We start from the raw sequence: 23,705 nt of genomic DNA, 5'->3' as shown, positions 1-23,705 counted from the left end.
CAACTAAATTTTTGACAGAGCCTGAAAATGATATTTCCATTAGTATTTATATTATTATATGCATTCCACCAGTTAGTAGGTGATGAGATACTGGAACCAGAACCTCCACCATTAGGACTTATATAAATTGTATTAGAATTAGACTGTAAATTACTATTGTTTTGGATTTCATTATAACTGGAATTATTTATATTATTATTTTCATTTAATAATAAATTATTAGAGTTATTAGTATCATTAACTTGAATATTATTATTTGTATTATTTGTTGCACTAACACATGTTATTAAGGTTAATGATAAGATTATTGTTAAAATTGATATGAATATTATCTTTTTTTTCATAATATACTTTAATTCTCCCTCCTATACTTATTTTTTATTTTTATATGTACGAATATATTAATTTAATGATTTTATTATTTTTTTTAAAAATTTATATTGTTTAAATCTCTTGTTTAGTTATATTATATTGTAAAAAAATTATAGGGAGGTTTATTGATTGTTTTATTATGTTTTAATATATTATTAATATTATTTTTAATTTTAATTAATTTATAAGATACTTGCATATGTTAAGTAAATTTATTTATTTATTAAAATCTCCCTTTTTTTGTTTATATTTCAGATTTAATCTTTAAGTGAAGAAAAATTTGATTAAATATTTTAAAATTTTTTTTATAAAAATATTAAACTAATGTTTTAATTTTTACAAAAATTTTTTTAGAATTATTTAAATATAAATAGAGTACATATTATTAATTGTAAATCGGGTGCATATAAAAAATTTTAAAAGGTTTAAAAATTTGTATTAATCTATAAATTTATACATTTTTTATATTAATTGTATTTTGGGTGCTAATTTTTTATATAATACAATTATAGTAATACTTTATATTAAATAGATAATATCAATTTTTTACAAAACATTAAAAACCCTTTTTAAACTTTTTTTTATAAATTTATAAAAAATTAAGAAGGAGGATAAAAACAGTGCCAAAATACTGTAAAAATTGTGGAGCAGAAATACCTGAAGGAAGTAACTTCTGTAAAAAATGTGGAACACAAACAACTACAAGCCCACAAAACAAAAATGATGGAATTTTAAACAAATTCAAATCATTCAGCACAGCCAAAAAACTCATAATAATTGTACTATTACTAATAATCTTATTTATAATAATAGGTGCACTATCAAGTCCAAGTACAACCACAGAACCAACCTTAAGCTTAACCAATTTAGCAATAACAAGTACAGGTTATGGAGGATACGATGTATCTGGAGATTTAGTAGCAAGCCAAGATTATGATTACCTAGAAATAGTCACAGTATATTATGATGATCAAGGAACTATACTTCAACAAGATCCACTAACTTGGAACATGAATGATGTAAAAGCAAACCAAAACATTAAAGTTTCAGGTACAGCTTATGTAGACAGTGGAACACCAACTAGAGCAGAAATATATGTCTTTGATAGTCCATTTAGTGGAGGAGACCTATCCACCGCAATATACTCACAAAATGTAACATTATAAAAATAATTAATAAAATTAAAATTTTAAATTAAGGGGGAATTTAAATGACAAAATATTGTCCAAACTGTGGAAAAGAAGTAGATGAAGACACAGTATACTGTAATAATTGTAGAGCTGAAATTGACTCCAAAAACCCAACTCCAAAAATAATAAACAATTCCAACCAAAACAGTAACGTAAGTCACACAACTGAATTAGTTTTAGGAATACTCGGTGGAATATTCGGTATATTAGGCGCTATACTTGCAATCATGTTTAGTGCATTTGGTGGAGATGAAATATTAATGCTAGGAATGAGTGCATTAATAGGTTCAATTGTAGGTATAATTGGAGCAGTATATCTAAATAAAAATGCTAAATATGGTGGAATAATATTAATAATATCCGCAATATGGGTACTTATAAGTATCAGCTTATTTGGAGTATTACCTGCAATACTATTAGGTATAGGTGGTATATTAGCATTAATGAAAAAATAAAGAAGTAAATTTTATGAATTAAAAGCCTTAATCTAATTATTAGAAATGGTTTTTAAATTCATATAATCCCTTTTTTTATAATAAGTTATTAAAGGTTTTTTAAATGGAAGAAAAAAATATTATAATAATTTTAGCTACTATTATAATCTTAGTGGTAATAACATTTGGAACCGTTTTAGCAATAGGTAACATTAACCCATTAAATACTAATGACTCTAAAGTTTATGATTTTGGAGAATTCACAATGAATGTTTCATCTAATGCTACTTTTACAAATAATACAAGTACAAACAATCAACTAGTTCCAGGTCAATCATTATTCATTGATGAGAATAATAGTTTAATAGCAAGTTTTGCTTACAGTTCACTATTTAATGGTAATGCTAGCGAAATTATGAGTCAAGCTTTAAATCAAAGTGGAGAAATAAGTCCAGTGAATAATATTAGTAATTTAAATTCTAATTGTAAAATTTATAGATTAAACGATAATAATTCTTATAAAGTCCAATATTTAGGAACTTTTTGTGTTAACAATACTGTAGTTATGGTAGGTGCAAATAATACTGAAGATCTTGTTAAAATGTTAAATAGTATCACTTTAAAACCATTAGACACTTCAGATTATGAAGAAACTGCTCAAAAATCAGTTACTACAAGTTCAAATTCTAATTTAGGTTCATCAAGTAGTGATTCTGGTAGTGATATTTTAACTGAAGGAGATTTACAGCAAGCTCAATCAGAATGGGGTGATGGTGGAGTTAACCCTAATTATGGTAAATATTACCGTTTAAATGGTGGATTATATCGTGATGATTGTCAATACCGTAAAGGTGCAGGTGACTTAACTCCAGTAGATGATCAAGCTAGACGAAATATGGAAGCTGAATATGCATAATATTATTTAATGTTCCAATTTTAACATTTTTATTTTTATTTAGTAATGTTGGAGCAATACAATATTAACCCCATTAGGATCTTGAAAACGTGCCATGGATCCTACACTAATTTCAGTTGGTTCAAGCAAAAATTTAACACCTTTTTCTTTTAAATTTGCAACAGTTTTGTTTAAATCTGTTACTTCTATTCCAATTGAGTATAATCCTACTTTATCAATATTGTTTTGTATTACTTCAATTAAAGTTTCACCTTCACCTTTAAGAAGAGTTATTTTTGCATTGTTTGGTAAATCAAATGTAGATTCTATTTCAAATCTTAATGTTTCATTGTAAAATTTCACTGTTTCTTCCATATTTTCCGTTATCATTGTTGAATATTTAATTTTCATAAACAAAATCTCCTTTAATAAAATTTTAAACTTTGGTTTAAAATCCTCATGGATATATAATACTTAAAATAGCACCTACAAAAACCACAATTACGAGGATTAATGCTATTATTAACAATATTTTCTCTGTAATACTAAAATTACTCCATTTAGTTTCACTTAAATCATTATTATTTTCATCTTCCATTAAATAAGAATCCTCCTTTAATATAATTTCTTTTATAAAACATTAATTTAACTAGTAATTATTATATAATCCTGAAATTATATAGTTTTATATAAATTAATTTGTTTTATTTTTCAAAAATAGATTTTTTAAAAGGGAGGACGTTTATTTATGATTAGAGATAATATTGATCGTGAAGGATTGTATGAAAGATTTAAAGTGGAATCTTATAAATTAGAGAATGAATTGTATAATTTTCTAAATAACAGTCATAAACATTTAAGTGATATTAAAGAAATTTTACATATTGGAAAAAATATTTTAAAGGATTTAGAATTAGCTTATGAGAATGGTTATTTAAGTGATGAAACTTATGAAATAATGAAGTATCTTTTAATACAAATTTTAGATTTATTCCATAATTTCAATCAGAAAACTAGTATGGGTCCTAAGGTTTTACGTGAATTACGCAAAGTTAATGAAAAGGTTTTAAATGAATTAAAACCTAATTAAAATTTTTTTATTAATTATTTATCTTACTTTTTTAGTGGGAATTTTATTCTTACATGTGTGTTTTCTTCAGGAATTTTTATTAATGTTCCATCAATTTGGTTGAGTAAGTTTTTTATTATCATATAACTTAAGTTTTCACTATTTTCAATGTTAATTTCATATTCTAATTTTTGATTTTGATCTATTAAATCCAATACACCAAAATCATTACAGATTCTAAATTTCATATAGATATCATCATTGTTTTCAATTAAATTATACTTAATTGAAATACTATAAACTTCAATAAGAATTAACCCTAAATACATTGCTAAATCTATATCAACCATATAATCTTCTAAATTATATTGTGTATTCAATATAGTATTATGCATTGAAAAAATATTTTTTGTAATCTTAGGTAAAAAATCTTTAACATTAATATAATGGAAATTTGCTGATTTATAAATCTCTTCATGTAAAGAACTCATAAATCTTATCCTGGATCGTGTATCTTCAATAACAACATAAGAATCATCAGGATGAGAATGTAAGTCTATATTAAGTAATGATAAAATAATTTGTAAATTATTCTTAACTCTTAAATTAACATCTTTAATAAGCATATCTTTATGATTTAATTCATAATTATCACTTGTAATATCTTTTATAATTAAAGTAGTCCCTAAAAATTTACCATTATCCATAATTTTATCCTTTGTAATCTCAAAACATTTATTATCCTGTGTTAACTTATATGTCTTTAATTCAGGATTATTATAAAAATTAAACATTTCAGGGCGAAATTTAAATACATTCTCTGCTTTCTGATTAATTATATCCTCAGTGTTTAAACAAAAATCATGACCTTTAGTATTCATTATTTTTAAAATATCTTGACTATTAAAAAAAACAACACCCCTATTTAATTCATTAATTATTTTCATATCTAACAAGTTAAGTAAATCTAAACTATCATACATTAAAACAGATGTTGTAATAAGTAAAATTGAAATGACAATAGATAATGCTTCAAAACTAAAATTAGGCAATATATTTGAAACATTTAATATACTCATCAAGAATACAATTAGAGTAGCAGTAATTAATACACAATAAGATTTTCTAAAAAGCTTATTTCCTTTTATAATTTCCTTAATAAGTAAAAATGCAGTAGTTAAAGCTAAAATAATATTATAACCTACAATTATATGATTACCCCAAGTATAACTATAATGTAATTGTATAGTATAAGCTGAAGTAGACCAAGTTATATTACTAAAATAACAATGTAACCATGGATCTGTAATTACTAAAAACACAACAAAAATTGGTATAATTAATAAACAGCACTCTAATTTTCGTGACATAGTTTTCCCTTTATTTGTGAAAGCATAAACAAATAGTAACCAGAAAACAGGTGCAATACTATAACCAATGACACAGATATGTCCAAAAAAACTCTTAAAATTAAATGGAGTAAAACTACATTCTAATGCTTGAGCTAATAAATCTATAGTAAAAAATATGAATAATAATATTAAATAGTAATAAATTTTATTATCTTTTTTACCTTTAAAAATATAGATTAAATATATACTTATTAAACAAGTTAAATAAAGTAAAATTCCAAATCCAGTTATTTGAATTAACATTAAATTTTTTTATGTTTAAACTTATTATTAAAAATAATGGTTAAAAACTTACAAAATATAAAAATTTTTTTTTATAATGGGAATTTTATTCTGAAATGAGTTCCTTTATCTGGAATAATTTTTAATTCACCATTAATTTGAGAGGTAACACTTTGTATAACAGTCATACCTAAACCAGTACTATCTTCAATTTTATATCCCTCTGGTAATCCTACACCATCATCATATAAATCTAGGATACCCTTACCATTTTGTGTTTTAAATCTTATGAAGAAATGTCCATCTTCTTTAGGGAAAGCATATTTAATAGTGTTATTAATTACTTCTGTAAGAATCAAACCTAAAGAAATTGCAATATCTATGTTTACATTAACATCTTCTAAGTCTTTAACAATTTTAATATGGCTATTGTACATATTAAAAATTCCTAATGCAATATCTGGTAAGTAATCATTAATTTTAATATTATTATTAGATGAAGAATTATATAATTTTTCATGTAAACTTGCCATATAACTTAATCTTAAACGAGTATCATTAATAACTGACATATAATCATCACTATTAAACCGTAAATCTAAGTTTAGTAAGGATAATATTATTTGTAAATTGTTTTTAACCCGATGATGAACTTCTTTTACAAGTAAGTCTTTTTGCTCTAATTCAAAAATATTACTTGTAACATCTTCAATACTTAAAATAGTACCTAATTTTTGATTTTCTTCTTTCATTTCAGACTTGTCAATTTCTAACCATTTATCATTAAGTTTAAATCTAAAAGAATCCAAATCAGATTTATAGTAAAAATCAATTATTTCAGGTTTATCTTTAAAAACATTTTCAGGTGATTGATATAAAGTATTATTAAATATATTTAAATCTGTACATGCTTGATTTACTGATAATAATTTATTCTTTTCATCAAAAAAAAGGATACATATATCTATTTCATTAATGATTTTTGAATTCACAATTGGCAATACTTCAAATGGATTATAAAGGTTTATTGCAAAAAATAAAACTATATATCCAACTAAAATAGATAATAGTCCCCAACTAAATCCAGGTTCGAATTTAGTAAATACAAATAAATTAATTAAGACTATAGATATTCCTACACTTATCATTATTTTATAAATAGTACTATATTCAGAATTTTTATCTTGAATAAGTGCTTTCAAATTCATAAATATAACGGGGAATATCATTAAAAAGTTATAAGTTCGTAAAATTATTTCCCCAAAATTAGGAATGTAATGTAATTGTAATTGATAAAAACCAGGATTAGGATAAGTAATATTATTATAATACCAACCAGTTAAAGGATTACTTAAAGCAACTAAACAAAAAATTACAGGTATACATAACAAAGCTATTTTAAGTTTTTTAGATAAATCTTTTCCATTGTTTATTATTGTATAAGTTAAGATTAATAAAAATACTGGTATAAATGCATATCCTAAGACACAAATTTGTCCAAAAAATGATTTAAGTATAAAAGGAACAGTAATAGTATCTAAACCTTGAAAAAAGAAATTTAAAAAGCATAAAAAGGATATTATGCTGAAATAGTAGAATACTTTATCTTCTTTTCTATGATAATAATGACGAGAGAGACATGCAGCTAATATACCTGCAGTAATCAAAGTCAAACCAAAAAAATTAAAATTAAAGATTAAAATAATAAAATACTCCTACCATTAATTAATATTGTATATAATTTATTTATTCAAGTATAATAAATATATTGAAAAAATTTTAATAATGTAATATTAAATTTCAAAATTATTAATATTTTAAATAATATACCATAAACTAATGGTTTAAAGATTTATAATTTTTTTCTTTAATTGGTAAAATTAACTTAAAATGAGCCCCTTTATCAGGCACTATACTTATTTCTCCTTCTAATTGCTGTGTTAAACTTTTAATAACAGTCATGCCTAACCCAACACTATCCTCAAATTTAAAATTTTCTGGAAGACCTAAACCATCATCATATAAATCAAGAATAGCTTTATCTCCATTTAATCGTAAAATAATATAAAAATTACCATCTTTCTCAGGAAATGCATATTTATTAGTATTATTTATTATTTCAGTAAGAATTAAACCTAAAGGCACTGCTAAATCTAAATCCACAATAACACTATCCATATCACTATTAATTTTTATAGAACTGTTATACATAGTTAATATTCCACTTGCAATATCAACTAAATAATCCTTTAAATCTATATTATTATTAATTGATGATTTATAAATTTTTTCATGTAACTGAGCCATATAATTTAAACGAATCCTAGTATCTTCTATAATACTTAAAGGATCATTAGAATTAAAACGTAAATCCAAGTTAAGTAAAGATAATATTATCTGTAAATTATTTTTCACACGATGATGAACCTCTTTAATAAGCATATCCTTTTGTTTTAACTCTTCCTCATTCTTAGTTACATCCTGTGCAAAAATAACAAGTAAACTCTTTTGATTGAAATGATTAAAGAAAAGTTTATAATAATGATGAATATACTTAATATTAGATTTTTCCGCTTTAATTTTTACAATAAAGTTAATATCAGGTTTTGTAATGCTTAATTGACTTAAAGCTTCTTTTTGAATTATACGATCTTCTGGTACTATGTATTCATAAATATCCTCAAAATTGGAAACATTAATATTTTCTGGACTTGTTTCAAGCATTTCATATATCTCATTTGTCCATTGAATATTTTTTGTTTTATAATCATAGTATCCAAGTGCAATTTCTGCTAATTCTTCCATAGTGTTTAAGATTTTATTTAATCTAGAAGCTAAGATTTCTTTTTGTTTACTTTCTGTTATCCTTTCAAAATCAATCCTATAAACTTCTTTTTGTTTATATATTATAGGGAAAGCTTCTATATGATAATATTCTTCTTTTTCAATATTAGGATTTGCTTCTAAAGTAATACTTTTAATTTCATGACTAGTTAATGCTTTAAATTTATCCATAAACTCATCAGTTGTGATAAAATCATTATCATACAATGAAAATTTATCCATAAATTCATAAAAGTTTAAATTCTTAAATAAATTCATTTTATCAGTATTAAATATTTCAGATATCTTTTCATTACTAAAAACTAATAATCCATCTTTATTCACATATATTATCCCAGTATTACCCATACTAGATATTTTTTCATCTTCCCTTTGATGACTAATTAAATCATTTACTGTTTTACTTATTATGTATAATTGATTGTTATCTCGTATAATATAATACTCAAAGCTTAAAATTAAAATATTATCTTCATATAATTCAATACTAACATCAACTTTCCTATTTTCTGTCCATGCTCTTTGCAGGAATATTAATGGGTTTAAGTTAGGTAATGTTTTAAATAAATTTTTATAAGAGAATCCAATTTCATATCTTTTAAAACTTTTACTGAAAAATTTAGTATTATTAATATACTGATAATAAAAGTCTTCACCATCATTATAAGGTAATAATACACTAAAACTTAAATTTAAACAATCCACTAAACTTAAATTTAAGTTTTTTTAAACTTTTGAAAGTAAAAATAGGGCAAATCTTATTAAATAGGTCAATTATTTATTTATTAAATCTGTTATTAAGATTTAATTTACGATTTAATAGTTAATATTGAAAAATAGGGTTAAATCAATATTTATATGTATATTTGATTTTATGTTTTAAATTAAATGTTTAAGTGAAAATATTTTCTTTAATTTTTAAAATTAATTTAGAAATAAATGATTAAATAAAAAGTATAGAAAAAGTTTTATATTAAATAGTTTTTTATTGTGTTTTGTTTTGAAGGACTTTTAATCCATTTTCAGTTATTTTAGCATATTCTTTTTTAGTATATTCTAATAAACCAGATTGTACTAAATATTTTCGTGCAGATTTAATATTATTACTTATTATAGAATGTCCATTTGTATTAGTTGAATTAATCTCATCTGGGGTTAATTCAAATTTATCTTTTAAGTATTCAAGTGTTTGATCTATATTTTTTTCTTCTTTATCTTTTGAAAAATCAAGTATTGGTATCATTAATTCTAATGGTGTTGGTATTGTCATGTTTTTTTATCTTTCCTATTTTTATATGAGTATAGTATTTAATTGCTTAATATTAAATTTTGTTGTTTTTGGTTTTTCACTCCAATGATTTGTGCATCCTACTTGGTCTAAGATTACACATTGCGCAGGTATTCCTAAACTTCCTGCTTTCCATCCACCATTTATAAGGTTTAATGTGCATGCTACCCCTATTATCCCTAATTCTTTTTTATCTTCTTGGCTTGCATTTTTAAATGCATCTGATTCATGAGTTATTGTATATACTTCAAATTTTTCTTTTTCGCCTTGTTTTTTTAGTTTGTAAGTAGGGCATTGGGCGTTGCATTTTTTACATACATCTCCAAGGTGTGTTTTTTCTCCTTTACATATGTTTTTTGGTAGTCTCATGCATCCTGGGAGTATTAATGCTTTTCTTGGTCTTTTTTGAAATTCTTGATGATTAATTTGGTTCATTATTTCTGCTCCAAACATTTCTAAGTAGTATTCATTTATGTTTCTTGAGCAGAGTATAATGTCCTCTTTGTTTTTATGTTTTATTTGACTTGTTTTTAAGTATTCTTTTATGTTTATTGTGTATTTTCCTAAAGTTTTTTCTGCTTTATCTTGGAAGTTTTTTGTGAATTTTTGGATTTCTCTTAAAATTTTTTCTATTTTATTAATGTTTAATGTTTCTAAATAGTCTAAGAATGTGTTTAAGTGTTTTATTTCATATTTAAATTCTCCTGTTGCTTCGAGGAATTTTATTAGTTTTTTTAGGTTTTGTAAGTTTAGTTTTATTCTTGATTTTTGTGTTTTATTATTTTTTATTATTTTTGTGTTTAATTGTCCTCGTATTTGGTCTATTTCATTTTTTAGTTCTTTTTTTTCTTCTCGTTGTTTTAATAAGTTTGTGAGTTTTATGTAGTCTTTTTGGTTTAGGTTTATTGCATTTTGGATATAGTTGTTCCAGTATGTTCCTATTATTAATGATTCTAGTATTGCTTCTTTTTTTGTTTTATTTTTGGCATGTTTTGTGTAATTGTTTATGTATGTTAAGTATTTTTTTTCTTCTTTTATGATTGTGTTTGTGAACTTGTTTATTGTTTTGTAGTAATTTGGGTCTTCTATGTTGTATGTTATACTCATTTATTTTTACCCTTCTTGTTTTTTAGTGTTTTTTTAAAATATTAATTAAACTAACAATCATTTGTTAGTTTATTCTTTTATTAATTTATTTTTAAGATTGTTTTTTTATTATTACATGGTCAGAGTTTTGATAGTAATTGTATATTGCCCATACTATGTTTCCAACAAATAATGTCCACCAGCAGGTTAGTATTGCTACTATTAAATGGGAGGGAGTTGATCCATAATTAGGTTTCATTAAGTTACAGGTTTTTTCTCCTCTTTGTTCTGTTTTGTATCCTCTTGTTATGTATTCATCAATTAATTCTTCATATTGAGCATCATTTTCTGTTTTTCTTATTCTTGTTGTTTCCATATTTTTATCTCCATGATTTTTATTATCAAATGTTATTTTTTTTATTAAAAAAAATATATACTAACACTTGTTAGTTTTTATTTTGTAATAAATACTATATAAAGCTAACGATTGTTAGTAAAAATTTTTAGAAAAAAACCATTAAAACTAAATAAGATAAAAAAAAGAAAAAATAAACTATGAAAGAAAAAAACCAAACACCAACACCAAAAAAAGAAAAAACAATAATAGGACTAAACTACCTAATAACAATAATTTCATTACTAATACTATTCTCAATAATACCAATATCACAAATCATAATAGGCAACAACACACAACCAATACCACTAAGCCTAATAACAATAACACTAAGCTTACTACTAAGTTACTACATCATAATAACCTATCCAAAACATGAAAACAGCGGAATAATAATATTACTCCTAAACATACTACTATTTGGATTAATATTCTTACACGTAAACATAAACATAGGATAAAAAAAATAAAAATAAAAATTAGGATTAAATATAAAAAAATTTAATCCTCAACATTCTCCTTTTTCAAATTTAATTTCAAAAACAATTGACAATGATCAGATAAGTTAAAATCCTTAATCTCACAATCAACAACAGAATCCATTAAACCATCATTAACAAAGAAATAATCAAGACGTAAACCCCCACCTAAATTAGGATTATTACGAGTTCTCCAAGACATCCAAGAAAACTTTTCCTCCTCAGGATATAATTCACGAAAAGCATCTTTAAAACCACTCTTGAGGAAACAATCAATCATCTTACGTTCTTCAGGTAAAAATCCAGCACTTTTAAACTCTTTAAAATAAAGATCTCTTTTATCATGAGCGATGTTAAAATCACCACAAAGAATCACATTCTTACCTTCATCATGCAAATCTTTAACATAATTAAATAATTTATAAACAAAATCATGCTTATGCTGTAACCTTAACTTATTACTCCCACTTGGAATATAAGCATTTATAAGAGTAAAATCAGGGAAATCAAAACGTAACAAACGACCCTCAATATCCTCCTCAATATTTAAACCAGACTGAATACTTAAAGGTTTAACTTTACTATAAATAGCAACACCACATAAAACAGGATTAGGATTACTATAAAAAACATTCATATAACCAGGAATATTAATTAAATCTTCAGGTAAATTATCTAAACATGTTCTAGTTTCTTGAATACAAATTATATCAGGATTTTCACCACTCACAACATCAAGAAAACCTTTACGTTTAGCACTTTTAATTCCATTAAGATTACAACTCATAATTTTAAAATCAAAATCAATCAAAAAAAATCACCTTATTCCAAACTTTTTTTTATAAATAGAAAAAATTTAAATTATTTTTAACATATAACTTTTGAATAAATATTATATTATAATTCATTTCTTTTAATAATTTCGAAAATAAATTACTAAAATAATTAAAAAATTAAATAACAAAATATTTAACCTATAAACAATATAAGAACATACAATTTAATAAAATAAACAATGGATGCCATTATATAAAAAAAGTAAAGGATGTAAGTATAAAATGAAATGTCCAAAATGTCAAACCATAAATGATTTTGAATCAGTTTACTGTTACAAATGTGGGACAAAATTAAAAGGAGAAAAAAAACAAACACACCATTTTCAATACTTCTTATTAACTATATTCGCAATATTAAACATTGGTTTACTTCTTGTATACTGCATATCTGAAGTATTATACATCAATACACTTGCAAGTAGAATAAATCAAAGAAAACATTATATAAAGAATTTTAGAATAAATTTATATCATCAATTACAAGATTTTATTAAAACAATTAACAAAAATTTAACTATTTTTAAAAAATTTTAGAAATTAAAACATGGAAATAATTATTATGTCCAATAATAAGGAAAATAAGGATTTAATAAAAAAAGAAGATAAATTAAAGAATAATAAAAAAGTTAAAAAGAAAACTAACCTTATACAAACTGTAGATTATATTTTCAACTATGAAAATGACAATATTTAATCTAAAATTTTACTAATTTTCAACAAAAAAATGGATAAATAAAAATTTTATTAAAAATTTTATTTTTATCACATTTCACTTTCAACAATATCTTCACTATGTATTGGAGGATACCATTTTTCAGCCATAAATGTTGGTAATACAGCACTTAAAACTAATACTCCAGTTAAAACACTATAAGTAGTTTGATTAATTAATCCAGAATTAAGACCAAATAAAGCTGCTACTAAACCAAATGTTAAACCAGTACTCATCATCAAAGTAACATAAGTATAATTAGATTTAAGGAAATATCTACTAACATAATAAACACCTACATACTTACTTAATTGACGTAGAGCAAACATCACAATGAAAATTCCAAAAGAGGATAAAATCAAAGGTATAGAAACTTTCATACCACCCATTATAAAAAATATAGGAGTTAATATAGCAAATGCAACTGTTTTAAATCTTGATTTAACATTTAAATCTCCACGGTTTTCTTTAAAGTATCTAGATAAGATCACACCTAAAACAAAAGAAGGTAATATAGCTTGACCTCCACCTAAACTAGCAAAGAATATGAATATCAACAATAGTAAGAAAATATATTTGATTTCAATTTCAGCTAATTTATTTTTAAGTTTAACATTATTAAATATATAATCTGAAAGGTAATAAGATAATACAAGTACAACAATTGAAACTACATAAAATATTACAGTATATATGTCAAATTTGACAAACAAAACACTTAATGCTACAGCAGTACACATATCTGTGATGAAAGTTGCAACCATAATAAGTTTACCAATTTTCTCACTAAATAATCCTTTTTCTGCTAAAACACTATACACTACAGCTATACTTGTTTCAGATAATGCTGTAGCTGTAAGTAAACTTGGATTTAAACCCCAACCTATAATATTATATGTTAAAACAAATATAACAGCAAAAGGTATTAAAAACGATAAGAATCCTATAGTAAAACTTTCTTTAAAATTCTCTTTCAACATATTTACATCTATTTCTACACCTGCAAGGAAAGTTAAAAGTATACCTCCAAAACTTGCAAGGTATAACATCCATGATTCCGCATGAAAGAAACCTAAGTTTCCAACGATTACTCCAAGTAAAATTTCAATAACTGTAACTGATATTCCAGCACGTATTGAGATTAAACTAGCTAGTAATATTAATATTCCTAAAATTAAAGGAAATATATCAGCCATTATTAATGGGCCTCCATTTTTTTTGATTATTTTTATTAAATTAAAAAAATTTCACTAATCTAACAGATCTTTAGATTGTGAAATATAGGGTGTTTTTATGGTGAAAAAATGTAAAAAGGAAGGGAGGGTAAAATAAAAATATTTCTTAAATTTTATTTTATTTAGTATAAGTTAAAAAAAATTTTAGTTTTAATTAAGCTTTTTCGTTTATATAATCTATATTTTATTTATTTAGATTGTTTTTAATTATTAAAACCATATCCTTTATTTTTTTATAAATTAAATTTTTTATATTCTACCTTAAAAAATATTTTTAGTTATATTAAAAAGAATTTATAGAACATTAATTCTAATTTTAAAAAATTTTTTAGTCCTTTTTAGGAGTGAGGTTATAAAAAAAGAAACTAAATAGTAAAAACTTTTTATTTTTTAGAATAAATTACTCTTTACCTTCTTTTTAAAAAGTTATGGTTTAATAATTTTTCTTATTTTTATTTATTATTTAATTTTCAAAATATTATTTTTTTAGATACAAGAAATTTTTTTAAATTAAATATTTAATTAAAATTCTTTATTGAAAAAACTTAATTTCTTTATTGTTTGAGAGGTAATAAAAAAATGTTTAAATTTTTTTTACTTATACAAAAAATAAATTTTAAAAATTATTAAGTTTTTCCCAACCTTTAAATTTTTCACATTTTTTTTAAAAAATAGAAGTCATTAGCAAATAAAAAAAAATGTTAAGTAAACATTAGCTTTTTTTATGTGCAGTTTTTAATAATTTTTTAAAAAATTTTTTTGTAGGTGGACTTCATCACCTGGAAAAATATGTTTAATTTTCCCTTGTTTAAAAAATAATTAATTAAATAATTACTTTTGATATTCCTTTTTAAATAAATCAATACTGTATGTTAATTCTTTTTTACTAACACTAGCATCTTCCCATCCAAGAACTTCAACTTTTTTTCCTTGTAAATTTTTATATACACTGAAAAAGTGACTGATTTCTTTAGGTATATGTTCAGGTAAATCTGAAATGTCTTTGATTTCATTAAATCTTGGATCATCACAGGGTACTGCAAGTATTTTAAAATCTTTTTCCCCAGTATCTATCATTTTCATTAAGCCAATTGGGCGAGCTTTAATTAAGCATCCTGTAAAAGTTGGTTGATCCATTAAAACCATTATATCCATTGGATCACCATCATCGTATATTGTTTGTGGTATGAAACCATAATCTACTGGATAATGGACAGGTGAATATAGAACTCTATCTAATTCAAAAGCACCAATTTCTATATTGTATTCATATTTATTTCTAGAACCATTAGGAACTTCAATGATTGCATTAACTTCTTCAGGTACATTTTCACCGGGTTTAATTGTTTTCCATAAGTTATTCATAATAATTTTTCTCCATTAATCTTTTTTTTTAGTGGGTAATGAAAATTTTTTTTTATAAAAATTCATATAGATTAAATATTTAAATTTTCAATAATACGAGAATTAGTAATTTCAAAAAAAATTTTAATGTTCATGTTTTTGGATAATAATTCTTCTTTTATTTATGAATAAATATTTAATATATAATTCATTTTTTTTATAAAAAAATTTTACATTTTTTGTTGTAGAAGTCATTATCCAGAAAAAAATTATTTAATATATAAAAAAATTAGTCTGGCTGTTTTAAAAGGTGAACTTCATCACCTTAATTATATTTTAGATTTTTTTATTATATAAAAGTTTTCTTAAAAAAAATAGGGGCTTTGCCAAAATAAGCTTAATATATTAAAAGAAAGTGGTAATGGTTTAAAAGTTAATATGCATATTAATTGAATTAAGTATTAACTAAAATATTTTTATTTAAATTTTAATGATTAATATAATCTATTAAGATTTAAGATGTAAATATTAAAAAAAAAGAATATTTTTAAGGATTTAAAATTAATATCATCCTTAAAAGTTTAAATTTAAGATTTTATGCTTTTAATGTTTTAACTATACTGTTTACTGGATTTGCAGTATCTTGAACATTCCAATCTGCATTATCTTCCATTGCAACAATGATAGTGTATTTTGTGTCTTCTTTAGTTACATAGTAAACGTAGAATGGAACACCTGAATTATCATATTGTTCTTCAGTTGTTGTAGCTCCGTTTAAGGTTATGTTTTTTTCAGTTTTGAATGTGAAACCTTTATCTGCCCAAGTATCTTTTGTTACTTTAACAGCATCTGAACCTACACTAATGAATATTCCATCAGCTTCGTTTGAAATACTCACCATACTAGTTTCACTAGATGAATTAAGAGTGAAACCTGTTGGTATGGTGAAAGTACTTCCATCATCTAAAGTAGCATCTGCTGCAAATACAACACAAGATCCTGCTACTGCAATTACACCTACAAGTAGGATTAAACTAATACAATTTTTTAAGTTGAACTTCATTTTTAAATCTCCATATTTTTTTAAATAAAAATATACTTATGGAACTTATTTATATATAAGTTAATAATTTTATTATTAAAGTATAAATTATAAGTATAAATAATTATAATTGTTTTAATATAAATATCTTTATATTATATCCATATAGAAAAAATTTAAATTATTAATTAAATTAGTATAAATATTTAATAAAATTAATCTTTTAAATTAAAAAATAAAAAAATAAGTAAAAAAAAATTTAATTATACATATTCAGTTGAACCTTTAACAGTTCTACTATCTAAACCTTCTTGCACACATAAAGGACAAGTATTAGATCCATCAGTAACTACTCTACCATGAGTTGTGCAGTAACGTGTTTTAACACCACTACTGGAACCACTACTAGAACTACTAGAACTTGTATCTTTAGATACAGATTTTGAAGAACTACTAGAACTTGAAGTTCCAGAATCACTAGTTGTTCCCTGATTCTGAGAACCTTTAGTTATAATTAAAGATTCTAAATAACCTTGAGTATTATGCTCTTGATTACCTCCACTCATTTGGATTAAATAATTCTTACCATTTAAATATTGAGTAGATGCAACAGCACTAGAACTACTAGGATTATCAGATGAAACTGTAATAGTTAAAGTGAAGCTATCACCTTGACCATTAACATTATATGTTTCAGTAAAACCTGAACCAGTAGATTGATTAGAGACTAATTTATAATTATAACCAGTCAGATTTAATTTCAAATCTCCTGTAGCTAAAATCTTTTCTTCTTGTGAAAAAAGATTTATACCAGAACCAGAAACTAAAAATACTGTACCTGCCACTATTAAGCAACACAAAATAACTGTCAAACAGATTATTATAAGTTTGTTAGATTCCACAATTTTCACCCCCACATTAAATTTAATGATTAATTTTAAATTATAAAGGTTATTACTTATATATTTTCCTAAATAAATCTAAGATAAATATTAAAAAGAGAATTTAAACTAATTTTTAAGAATAAAACTGAAAAAAAATAAAAAAGAGTATAAAAAAAATTTTTGTTTTTAATAGTAGTAATCTTTAATTCTTGCTCCAATATTACTACAAATAAATGCAACAACTATTGCTACTATGATATCCCATATGAACCATCCAAATCCATTATAACCTCCACATGCGAAATCAATAACAATTGCTGAGATTAGACCTAAGATTAAACTGTTTAAACCAAGATCACCTAATTCATTAGCACTTAAGAATCCCATTATAAGAGCACCGATTATAATTACCCAGAATGTGTGAGCGAATACTCCTAAAAAGATTGTGATTATTAAACCGAAAATTAAAGGTAGAAGATATTTAGCCACTAAAGTATTTTCACCATTCATTCCTCTAGCTTGAACTCCTAACCATCCGAATATGAATGCTAATATAATTGCAATAATTAAATCCCATACTAACCATCCGAATCCATTATAACCTCCAATAGCGAAGTCTATAATGAGTACAGATATAACGGCCACTATAACACTATTTATTCCAAGATCAGTCATTTCATCTATTGTTAATAAACCCATAATAAGGGCTCCAATAATGATTCCATAGGTATTATGTCCTACAAATCCTAATAAACAGGTAATTATTATCCCAATTATTACAGGTAATCCAAATCTTTTAATGGAATTATCTGTATTAAAATCTAGATTAAAATCCATTTTAAAAACACCTCCATTTAAATTGTAAATTACTATTACTTTATTAATATAATAAAAGTGTTATTTAAAATTTTTTAAAAAAAAGTTTAAGAAAAAAAATTAAAAAATTGTCTATTTATTTTTAAGATTTTTTCTTACATGAAAAGCAAATATCATCTTGACTATTAGTTTTAAATGTTTTACCACATACACGACAGGTTACAGTATGTAAACTAGTTTTTTGTGGATTTAAATCTGTCATTTGACAAGGACATGTACCATTAGTCATTTGTCCTTTAATTTTCTGTTCAAATGCTTTATCTTCATTTAACATTTTTATACTAACCTATTAATTACATAAAACACATTCACTAGAAGATAGGCCTAGTGAACTTAAAAATAATGTGTAATCTTTTTGATTTAATTCATTTAGAGGCATTAATGAAAAAATACTAATTAAACCTTCTTTTAATAGTTCAGATAATCTTTTAAAGGTATCATCATTTAATACTTCATCAAAATTTCTTTCATTAATGATGAAAACTATATCTACTACAGGTTGTAATCTAATTTCTTGTATCTTATTTGATTCAACATTAACTTTATCACTATTTCTGTCTTTCTTGAAAACTAAAATATCTTCACTAGAATCATTTGTCACTACACCAACTCTACCATTATCAGGTAAAGTATAAAATAGTGAGTAAGATCCATTTGCCCAGTTTCTCCATCTTTCAACATTAAACACTGTTTCCATTTTTTCAACACATCCTTTAAAAATTTTTTTTTATATTTCTAATTCTAATATAAGCTGGTCATGATCTGATAATTCATAATTTAACATATATGCATTTTTCAAATTCTTTTGTAATTTTTTATTTACAAATATGTAATCAAATTTAAATCCACCTTGGATTTCATATTCTCTTAATCTTGAACTTCTCCAAGTGTATTCTCTATCTTCTTGATGGAATACTCTGTATGTATCTATAAATCCTGAATCTATTAATTCATCAAATAGTTTTCGCTCTTCAGGCAAATATCCTGGTCCAGTATAGTTAGGATTATATAAATCTTGTTCTGTGTGTGCTACATTAAAATCTCCACAGAGTATTACATTATGTCCTTGTTGGCGTAGGCTTACTACATAATGGAACGTGTTATATATGAAATCTATTTTATGTTTAATGATTTCTTCACTATGACCATTAGGAGCATAAGCATTGATTAAAACAAAATCATCATAATCTAAACGGAGCAATCGTCCTTCTTTACCATCCTCTATTCCTAATCCCCATAATACTAATTCTGGTTTGATTTTAGTGTATATTGCTACTCCACTAGATCTTCCACGTTCCCTAGTGTAAAATTTACTTTTATATCCGGGAATATTACGAACTTTATCTTTTAATTTATGCTCAGGTGTTTTAACTTCTTGTACACAAATAATATCAGGATTAACTTCTTTCACAACTTTTTCAAAGCCTCGAAGGAAAGCTGCATTAATTCCATTTAAATTACATGACATTATTTTATAATTTTTCATTGTGTTTAACTTTTCCCTTAAAATATATTACTTATTATGTACATTTTTAAGTTTTTTATTAATAAAGTTTTTCATAAACATATTATTTTTTAATCTAAATACATTTGTCTTAATTTCATTATTTCATCATCATTTATTCCTAAAAAATTTCTACGATAATTATCTAAACCACCATAATAAGCATTAATTGTACTGAAAACATTTAAAATATAAGATTCCTTAGCAGTTAAAATTGTGTATAATACATTTCGTAATTCTGGACTTATTTCCTGTTTGATATTATATTTACTTATAGTTGCCTTAAATTTTTCATGCATAAAATGTCCAGTTATATGATAATCTTCAACTATAACATCTAAGGATACATTTAAACAAGCAAGTAAAATTGCCGTACAAACCCCAGTCCGATCTTTACCTTCATTACAGTGCCATAAAGTGCTACCATGTTCATGATTTATAATTATTTTTAAGAATTTACCTATCTGTTCTTGAGAGTATTTACTGTTTACCATATCAGCATATAATGTCATCATATACTCTTCAGGAGTTAATCCTTTTGATTTAAAACTTCCAAGTAATGTTTCAACTTTATCAATATTTGGACTTTTACTATGAATTAAAACATTTCCAGGATTTTCCAATATTTGATTCACTATTACTTTAACTGTTGGAAAGTAAGGATCCGGTGTTTCACTTATCTCAATTCCTGTACGTAAATCTACTATTAAACGTAAATCATAATCTTCAATGAGAACCGCTTGATCATGTGGGCTTGCATTTTTCAACACTCCACTTCTAATTAAACGATGATGTTTAATCTTGTGACCATCTAATGTTGGTATTCCTCCAAGATCTCTTGTATTATATAATCCTTCAAGTGGGATTTTATTTATATTTGTATTCATAAAAGTTTTTATCCTAATATTTTTATTATTCAGATTTTAATGATTCTATTAAAGTATTAGTTGGTATTTGTATTACTTTTTCATAGTAAGGCATTAAATATTCATAAGTATCAATTAAGTATTTTAAATCTTCATTTAAGGATTCATCACTTATTTCATCTAACTTATATTCTTTACCTACAATATTTCCAGCAGCACACTTTCTTGGATTAAATTTAAATTCTTCAGGTACATCATCTAGATAAGTTCGTAACTTTTCACCACGAATAAAAAGTAAATCCATATTACCAGCTAAACCTTTACAACCTTGATCTAATTTCACATATAAACGATTACTCTTAGGGTAAAAACTATAACCTAAAAACAATCCAGTCCTATAAGAATCACCAGCATTTAAATTAAAAATAATAGCAAAAGGAACATTCAACCAATTCTTCCGACCAGTATGAATACTAACCTTATAATCTTCAGGTTCATCCACAATACTATGAATACTTGATTTTAAATCATCACAGTATTCATCTTCAATCTTAGAAACAAATTCACTTTCACTTTTAGATATATCCATTTCATCTTCATAATTTAATAAGATATCCTTAAAATTTTCACTATTCAAAATATAACACACTCCCAAAAAAATATATTATTTAATTCTCCATTAAAGTTAAAATCATAGCCTTTAAAATACTACTAGTTAATTTCACATTAACTAATTCATTAGTATACTTAAAAGATTTAACACTTTTATCAGTATCCTTAAAATATTGAGGCTTAGCCCTAGATTCAATTTGAACTTTTAAAGCATCACTATAAGTAGTTAAATTCATAATTTTACTAAAAGGAATATTACTTGACTTTAATTTACCAGTATAAACTATACGTTTATTAGTTAAAATAAGTTTACCAGAATCAATTTGAGTTAAAACATCACGAGAACTACTCTGACCTTGAGCCCCACCTAAACGAATATTAACACCTTTAGCAACACGAACAGAACCACCACCATAACCACCAGTACTAGTTCTAACAGCCCTAGGCTCTAATAAAATCACATTATCCAAATCCAAATATGCAATTTCACCCCTTTTAAGAATAATAGAACTAGTAGTAATAGGTTTTAATAATTCAGGATGTTTAGGTATAAGCATTGGCAATACATTAGTTGCTTGTTTAATTTTCTCCTTTCTAACTTTTTCTTCACCTTCACGTTTTAACTTTAATTTTTTAGCAGCTTCTTTATCTAAAACTTTCTGCTCCTTATCTGAAATTCCACCCTTAAAAATACGGTACCATTCATCCTTAGTTAAACTTTGATTATTATACTTAAGCCAAACAGCATTATCCTTATTTTCAATATCCTTTAAATTATAAGCATGCATATTTTTACTAAATTTCAAACCACAATCAGGACAATAATATGTATAAGAATTTTTAATTAAACCATTCTTTTTATACTGATTAAGAGATTTTTTTTCACAAACGGGACAAAAATAAGAATTAACTTTAACACCAAACTTATCATTTATCTCTTGATTTTCATTATCTTTTATATTCTTTTCAGGCTTGTTGTTCTCTTCAATCACATTAGTAATTTTTTCCTTTGTTTCTTCAGATACATCATTTTTATCATTGGTAACAGGTTTTTTAGTATCAATTAATTCCTCAATATCCTCTGATTTTTTAGATTCATCAGATTCATTATTTAAATCTACAGTGACTTCTGAGTCATCTTTTTCATCAACAACAGATCCCACAGTATCAATTAATTCTTCAGGTTTATCAGTTTTAGATTCTTCATTTGCTAAACTTTCATTATTAATATTAGATTTATTTAAATCTTCACTATTTACATCTTCAGAATTTAATGCATCCATGTTTTTAAAAGGATGACCGCAGTTTACACAAAATTTAGATATGTCTTCATTTTTATATCCACATTCAGTACAAAATTTAACCATAATTACCATCCTTTAGGTACTTTAATAAAACTTAATAATTTAGGTTCTTCCCCTTTATTTATTTCACTTGCAGATGAATATGCATCAATAATTTGAACAAAGTATATAATTATGAGAAAAGCAGTCATATTTGAATTTACTCCTATTGAAAAGAAAATTATTGCTGCTAAAATAAAGTATAGTAAACCTCTTTTTGTTTGCTTATTATACCAGGCACCAGCACCTATAAAAATTACCGCGAATAGTATACTTAAAAACTTGTTTTTATGTTTTAAAGGTTTATGTATCTGATTAGGATTAACATTATTATTTTTAGTGGATTCAAAATTTACATTATCAATATTTCTAACTGATTCTCCTTTTTGGTTTAAATTAGAATTACTTATTGGTTCAGCTTTATTTTTAATATTTAAATCTTTATTTTCTTTGTTAAATTTAGCATCAGCATCATGTAAATTTTTATTATCCTCATTAGAATTGAGATTCGTATTATCAGTATTAATATTTGTTGAAGATAAATCTACATTAAGTTTGCCTCCGCAGTTTAAGCAAAACTTAGCATCAGATTCATTTAAATATCCACATTTTGGACATTTTTGTTTATTTAAATTATTTTCACCTAATTTATATCCACAGTTTAAGCAAAACTTAGCATCAGATTCATTTAAATATCCACATCTAGTGCATTGAACATTTGATTCATCACTCATTTTATATAAACCCCCATAATATTTTCTTA

General features: G+C 24.2%; 29 protein-coding genes and 1 riboswitch. Of the genes, 7 read left to right on the top strand and 22 right to left on the bottom strand.

Annotated elements, in window-relative coordinates; all coding sequences use genetic code 11:
• Nucleotides 1-344: hypothetical protein (locus BP997_RS00815; protein ID WP_413828649.1), on the bottom strand; the 344-nt coding region annotated here is incomplete at its 3' end.
• Between the two features lie 648 nt (nt 345-992).
• Between BP997_RS00815 and BP997_RS00810 the strand changes: the two genes are divergently transcribed.
• The 3 genes from BP997_RS00810 (at nt 993) to BP997_RS00800 (ending at nt 2,912) form a co-directional block, all read left to right on the top strand.
• Entirely contained in the window at nt 993-1,538 is a 546-nt protein-coding gene (locus tag BP997_RS00810; RefSeq protein ID WP_413828647.1) for a zinc ribbon domain-containing protein, read from the top strand.
• A gap of 44 nt (nt 1,539-1,582) precedes the next feature.
• Nucleotides 1,583-2,017: a DUF4064 domain-containing protein gene (locus BP997_RS00805; RefSeq protein ID WP_413828645.1), complete on the top strand. Its 435-nt coding sequence runs from the start codon at nt 1,583-1,585 to the stop codon at nt 2,015-2,017.
• Nucleotides 2,018-2,120: 103 nt separating this feature from the next.
• On the top strand, nt 2,121-2,912 hold the full coding sequence (locus BP997_RS00800) for a hypothetical protein (RefSeq protein WP_413824374.1): 792 nt from the start codon (nt 2,121-2,123) through the stop codon (nt 2,910-2,912).
• A 39-nt stretch (nt 2,913-2,951) separates the two neighbouring features.
• Here BP997_RS00800 and BP997_RS00795 read toward each other — a convergent pair whose 3' ends face one another.
• Together BP997_RS00795 and BP997_RS00790 are read right to left on the bottom strand one after the other, a co-directional pair.
• Nucleotides 2,952-3,302 (bottom strand): VOC family protein, encoded by a 351-nt coding sequence (locus tag BP997_RS00795; protein WP_413824376.1) that lies wholly within the window; start codon nt 3,300-3,302, stop codon nt 2,952-2,954.
• A 46-nt stretch (nt 3,303-3,348) separates the two neighbouring features.
• A complete protein-coding gene (locus BP997_RS00790; protein WP_413824378.1) occupies nt 3,349-3,489 on the bottom strand; it encodes a hypothetical protein in 141 nt (46 codons plus the stop codon).
• Nucleotides 3,490-3,639: 150 nt separating this feature from the next.
• Here BP997_RS00790 and BP997_RS00785 point away from each other — a divergent pair, with 150 nt between their 5' ends.
• Complete coding sequence (locus tag BP997_RS00785; RefSeq protein WP_413824380.1) at nt 3,640-3,981, top strand: hypothetical protein; 342 nt, start codon at nt 3,640-3,642, stop codon at nt 3,979-3,981.
• A gap of 23 nt (nt 3,982-4,004) precedes the next feature.
• On the opposite strand, the gene BP997_RS00780 is transcribed toward BP997_RS00785, so the two are convergent.
• The 6 genes from BP997_RS00780 to BP997_RS00755 form a co-directional block, all read right to left on the bottom strand.
• Nucleotides 4,005-5,615 carry a histidine kinase N-terminal 7TM domain-containing protein gene (locus BP997_RS00780; RefSeq protein WP_413824382.1) on the bottom strand — a complete coding sequence of 537 codons (1,611 nt, stop codon included), beginning with the start codon at nt 5,613-5,615 and terminating at the stop codon, nt 4,005-4,007.
• Between the two features lie 71 nt (nt 5,616-5,686).
• Nucleotides 5,687-7,261: a histidine kinase dimerization/phosphoacceptor domain -containing protein gene (locus tag BP997_RS00775; RefSeq protein ID WP_413828643.1), complete on the bottom strand. Its 1,575-nt coding sequence runs from the start codon at nt 7,259-7,261 to the stop codon at nt 5,687-5,689.
• A 169-nt stretch (nt 7,262-7,430) separates the two neighbouring features.
• The gene (locus tag BP997_RS00770; protein ID WP_413828641.1) at nt 7,431-9,143 is read right to left on the bottom strand and encodes a sensor histidine kinase; all 1,713 of its coding nucleotides are present in this window, start codon (nt 9,141-9,143) and stop codon (nt 7,431-7,433) included.
• Between the two features lie 280 nt (nt 9,144-9,423).
• Nucleotides 9,424-9,708, bottom strand: a complete 285-nt coding sequence (locus BP997_RS00765) for a winged helix-turn-helix domain-containing protein (RefSeq protein ID WP_413824388.1) — start codon at nt 9,706-9,708, stop codon at nt 9,424-9,426.
• Between the two features lie 21 nt (nt 9,709-9,729).
• Nucleotides 9,730-10,833, bottom strand: coding sequence for a DUF116 domain-containing protein (locus BP997_RS00760; protein ID WP_413828639.1), 1,104 nt, complete (start codon nt 10,831-10,833; stop codon nt 9,730-9,732).
• Nucleotides 10,834-10,924: 91 nt separating this feature from the next.
• On the bottom strand, nt 10,925-11,188 hold the full coding sequence (locus tag BP997_RS00755; RefSeq protein ID WP_413823892.1) for a hypothetical protein: 264 nt from the start codon (nt 11,186-11,188) through the stop codon (nt 10,925-10,927).
• Nucleotides 11,189-11,367: 179 nt separating this feature from the next.
• Here BP997_RS00755 and BP997_RS00750 point away from each other — a divergent pair, with 179 nt between their 5' ends.
• The gene (locus tag BP997_RS00750) at nt 11,368-11,670 is read left to right on the top strand and encodes a hypothetical protein (protein WP_409199027.1); all 303 of its coding nucleotides are present in this window, start codon (nt 11,368-11,370) and stop codon (nt 11,668-11,670) included.
• A gap of 40 nt (nt 11,671-11,710) precedes the next feature.
• On the opposite strand, the gene BP997_RS00745 is transcribed toward BP997_RS00750, so the two are convergent.
• Nucleotides 11,711-12,499 (bottom strand): exodeoxyribonuclease III, encoded by a 789-nt coding sequence (locus BP997_RS00745; RefSeq protein WP_409199028.1) that lies wholly within the window; start codon nt 12,497-12,499, stop codon nt 11,711-11,713.
• 247 nt (nt 12,500-12,746) lie between these two features.
• On the opposite strand from BP997_RS00745, the gene BP997_RS00740 reads away from it, so the two are divergent.
• Both BP997_RS00740 and BP997_RS00735 read left to right on the top strand, forming a co-directional pair.
• On the top strand, nt 12,747-13,058 hold the full coding sequence (locus tag BP997_RS00740) for a hypothetical protein (protein ID WP_409199029.1): 312 nt from the start codon (nt 12,747-12,749) through the stop codon (nt 13,056-13,058).
• Between the two features lie 25 nt (nt 13,059-13,083).
• Nucleotides 13,084-13,218 carry a hypothetical protein gene (locus BP997_RS00735; RefSeq protein ID WP_409199030.1) on the top strand — a complete coding sequence of 45 codons (135 nt, stop codon included), beginning with the start codon at nt 13,084-13,086 and terminating at the stop codon, nt 13,216-13,218.
• A gap of 68 nt (nt 13,219-13,286) precedes the next feature.
• Here the strand turns inward: BP997_RS00735 and BP997_RS00730 are convergent, their stop codons facing one another.
• The 12 genes from BP997_RS00730 to BP997_RS00675 all read right to left on the bottom strand — a co-directional run bounded on the left by BP997_RS00730 (nt 13,287) and on the right by BP997_RS00675 (nt 23,676).
• A complete protein-coding gene (locus tag BP997_RS00730; RefSeq protein WP_413823889.1) occupies nt 13,287-14,432 on the bottom strand; it encodes a cation:proton antiporter in 1,146 nt (381 codons plus the stop codon).
• A gap of 870 nt (nt 14,433-15,302) precedes the next feature.
• Complete coding sequence (locus BP997_RS00725; protein ID WP_409199034.1) at nt 15,303-15,836, bottom strand: inorganic diphosphatase; 534 nt, start codon at nt 15,834-15,836, stop codon at nt 15,303-15,305.
• A 217-nt stretch (nt 15,837-16,053) separates the two neighbouring features.
• A riboswitch (Fluoride riboswitch) is annotated at nt 16,054-16,149 on the bottom strand.
• A 261-nt stretch (nt 16,150-16,410) separates the two neighbouring features.
• Nucleotides 16,411-16,878, bottom strand: a complete 468-nt coding sequence (locus BP997_RS00720; protein WP_409199035.1) for a hypothetical protein — start codon at nt 16,876-16,878, stop codon at nt 16,411-16,413.
• 242 nt (nt 16,879-17,120) lie between these two features.
• Nucleotides 17,121-17,759 (bottom strand): hypothetical protein, encoded by a 639-nt coding sequence (locus BP997_RS00715; protein ID WP_409199036.1) that lies wholly within the window; start codon nt 17,757-17,759, stop codon nt 17,121-17,123.
• Between the two features lie 168 nt (nt 17,760-17,927).
• A complete protein-coding gene (locus tag BP997_RS00710) occupies nt 17,928-18,578 on the bottom strand; it encodes a hypothetical protein (protein ID WP_409199037.1) in 651 nt (216 codons plus the stop codon).
• Nucleotides 18,579-18,699: 121 nt separating this feature from the next.
• The gene (locus BP997_RS00705) at nt 18,700-18,891 is read right to left on the bottom strand and encodes a hypothetical protein (protein WP_409199038.1); all 192 of its coding nucleotides are present in this window, start codon (nt 18,889-18,891) and stop codon (nt 18,700-18,702) included.
• Between the two features lie 15 nt (nt 18,892-18,906).
• On the bottom strand, nt 18,907-19,314 hold the full coding sequence (locus BP997_RS00700) for a hypothetical protein (protein WP_409199039.1): 408 nt from the start codon (nt 19,312-19,314) through the stop codon (nt 18,907-18,909).
• A 30-nt stretch (nt 19,315-19,344) separates the two neighbouring features.
• Nucleotides 19,345-20,103 carry an exodeoxyribonuclease III gene (locus tag BP997_RS00695; RefSeq protein WP_409199040.1) on the bottom strand — a complete coding sequence of 253 codons (759 nt, stop codon included), beginning with the start codon at nt 20,101-20,103 and terminating at the stop codon, nt 19,345-19,347.
• 89 nt (nt 20,104-20,192) lie between these two features.
• Complete coding sequence (locus BP997_RS00690; protein WP_409199041.1) at nt 20,193-21,008, bottom strand: tyrosine-protein phosphatase; 816 nt, start codon at nt 21,006-21,008, stop codon at nt 20,193-20,195.
• 25 nt (nt 21,009-21,033) lie between these two features.
• Nucleotides 21,034-21,624 carry an MrcB family domain-containing protein gene (locus BP997_RS00685; protein WP_409199042.1) on the bottom strand — a complete coding sequence of 197 codons (591 nt, stop codon included), beginning with the start codon at nt 21,622-21,624 and terminating at the stop codon, nt 21,034-21,036.
• A 31-nt stretch (nt 21,625-21,655) separates the two neighbouring features.
• Nucleotides 21,656-22,966, bottom strand: a complete 1,311-nt coding sequence (locus tag BP997_RS00680) for a zinc ribbon domain-containing protein (protein ID WP_413823901.1) — start codon at nt 22,964-22,966, stop codon at nt 21,656-21,658.
• 2 nt (nt 22,967-22,968) lie between these two features.
• Nucleotides 22,969-23,676, bottom strand: a complete 708-nt coding sequence (locus BP997_RS00675; RefSeq protein ID WP_409199045.1) for a zinc-ribbon domain-containing protein — start codon at nt 23,674-23,676, stop codon at nt 22,969-22,971.
• Nucleotides 23,677-23,705: the final 29 nt, after the last annotated feature.

This window comes from Methanobrevibacter sp. UBA412, assembly GCA_002495685.1.
Taxonomy (GTDB): domain Archaea; phylum Methanobacteriota; class Methanobacteria; order Methanobacteriales; family Methanobacteriaceae; genus Methanobrevibacter_A; species Methanobrevibacter_A acididurans.
This window is presented reverse-complemented; position numbering and strand designations above follow the sequence as displayed.

Bases quoted from the DNA above. Each gene is read 5' to 3' on its own strand.
- BP997_RS00750 (WP_409199027.1), top strand. From the start codon at position 11,368: ATGAAAGAAAAAAACCAAACACCAACACCAAAAAAAGAAAAAACAATA.
- BP997_RS00760 (WP_413828639.1), bottom strand. From the start codon at position 10,833: ATGAGTATAACATACAACATAGAAGACCCAAATTACTACAAAACAATA.
- BP997_RS00700 (WP_409199039.1), bottom strand. From the start codon at position 19,314: ATGGAAACAGTGTTTAATGTTGAAAGATGGAGAAACTGGGCAAATGGA.
- BP997_RS00710 (WP_409199037.1), bottom strand. From the start codon at position 18,578: ATGGATTTTAATCTAGATTTTAATACAGATAATTCCATTAAAAGATTT.
- BP997_RS00690 (WP_409199041.1), bottom strand. From the start codon at position 21,008: ATGAATACAAATATAAATAAAATCCCACTTGAAGGATTATATAATACA.
- BP997_RS00785 (WP_413824380.1), top strand. From the start codon at position 3,640: ATGATTAGAGATAATATTGATCGTGAAGGATTGTATGAAAGATTTAAA.
- BP997_RS00695 (WP_409199040.1), bottom strand. From the start codon at position 20,103: ATGAAAAATTATAAAATAATGTCATGTAATTTAAATGGAATTAATGCA.
- BP997_RS00730 (WP_413823889.1), bottom strand. From the start codon at position 14,432: ATGGCTGATATATTTCCTTTAATTTTAGGAATATTAATATTACTAGCT.
- BP997_RS00735 (WP_409199030.1), top strand. From the start codon at position 13,084: ATGTCCAATAATAAGGAAAATAAGGATTTAATAAAAAAAGAAGATAAA.
- BP997_RS00755 (WP_413823892.1), bottom strand. From the start codon at position 11,188: ATGGAAACAACAAGAATAAGAAAAACAGAAAATGATGCTCAATATGAA.
- BP997_RS00790 (WP_413824378.1), bottom strand. From the start codon at position 3,489: ATGGAAGATGAAAATAATAATGATTTAAGTGAAACTAAATGGAGTAAT.
- BP997_RS00795 (WP_413824376.1), bottom strand. From the start codon at position 3,302: ATGAAAATTAAATATTCAACAATGATAACGGAAAATATGGAAGAAACA.
- BP997_RS00720 (WP_409199035.1), bottom strand. From the start codon at position 16,878: ATGAAGTTCAACTTAAAAAATTGTATTAGTTTAATCCTACTTGTAGGT.
- BP997_RS00675 (WP_409199045.1), bottom strand. From the start codon at position 23,676: ATGAGTGATGAATCAAATGTTCAATGCACTAGATGTGGATATTTAAAT.
- BP997_RS00800 (WP_413824374.1), top strand. From the start codon at position 2,121: ATGGAAGAAAAAAATATTATAATAATTTTAGCTACTATTATAATCTTA.
- BP997_RS00780 (WP_413824382.1), bottom strand. From the start codon at position 5,615: ATGTTAATTCAAATAACTGGATTTGGAATTTTACTTTATTTAACTTGT.
- BP997_RS00705 (WP_409199038.1), bottom strand. From the start codon at position 18,891: ATGTTAAATGAAGATAAAGCATTTGAACAGAAAATTAAAGGACAAATG.
- BP997_RS00680 (WP_413823901.1), bottom strand. From the start codon at position 22,966: ATGGTTAAATTTTGTACTGAATGTGGATATAAAAATGAAGACATATCT.
- BP997_RS00740 (WP_409199029.1), top strand. From the start codon at position 12,747: ATGAAATGTCCAAAATGTCAAACCATAAATGATTTTGAATCAGTTTAC.
- BP997_RS00725 (WP_409199034.1), bottom strand. From the start codon at position 15,836: ATGAATAACTTATGGAAAACAATTAAACCCGGTGAAAATGTACCTGAA.
- BP997_RS00805 (WP_413828645.1), top strand. From the start codon at position 1,583: ATGACAAAATATTGTCCAAACTGTGGAAAAGAAGTAGATGAAGACACA.
- BP997_RS00765 (WP_413824388.1), bottom strand. From the start codon at position 9,708: ATGACAATACCAACACCATTAGAATTAATGATACCAATACTTGATTTT.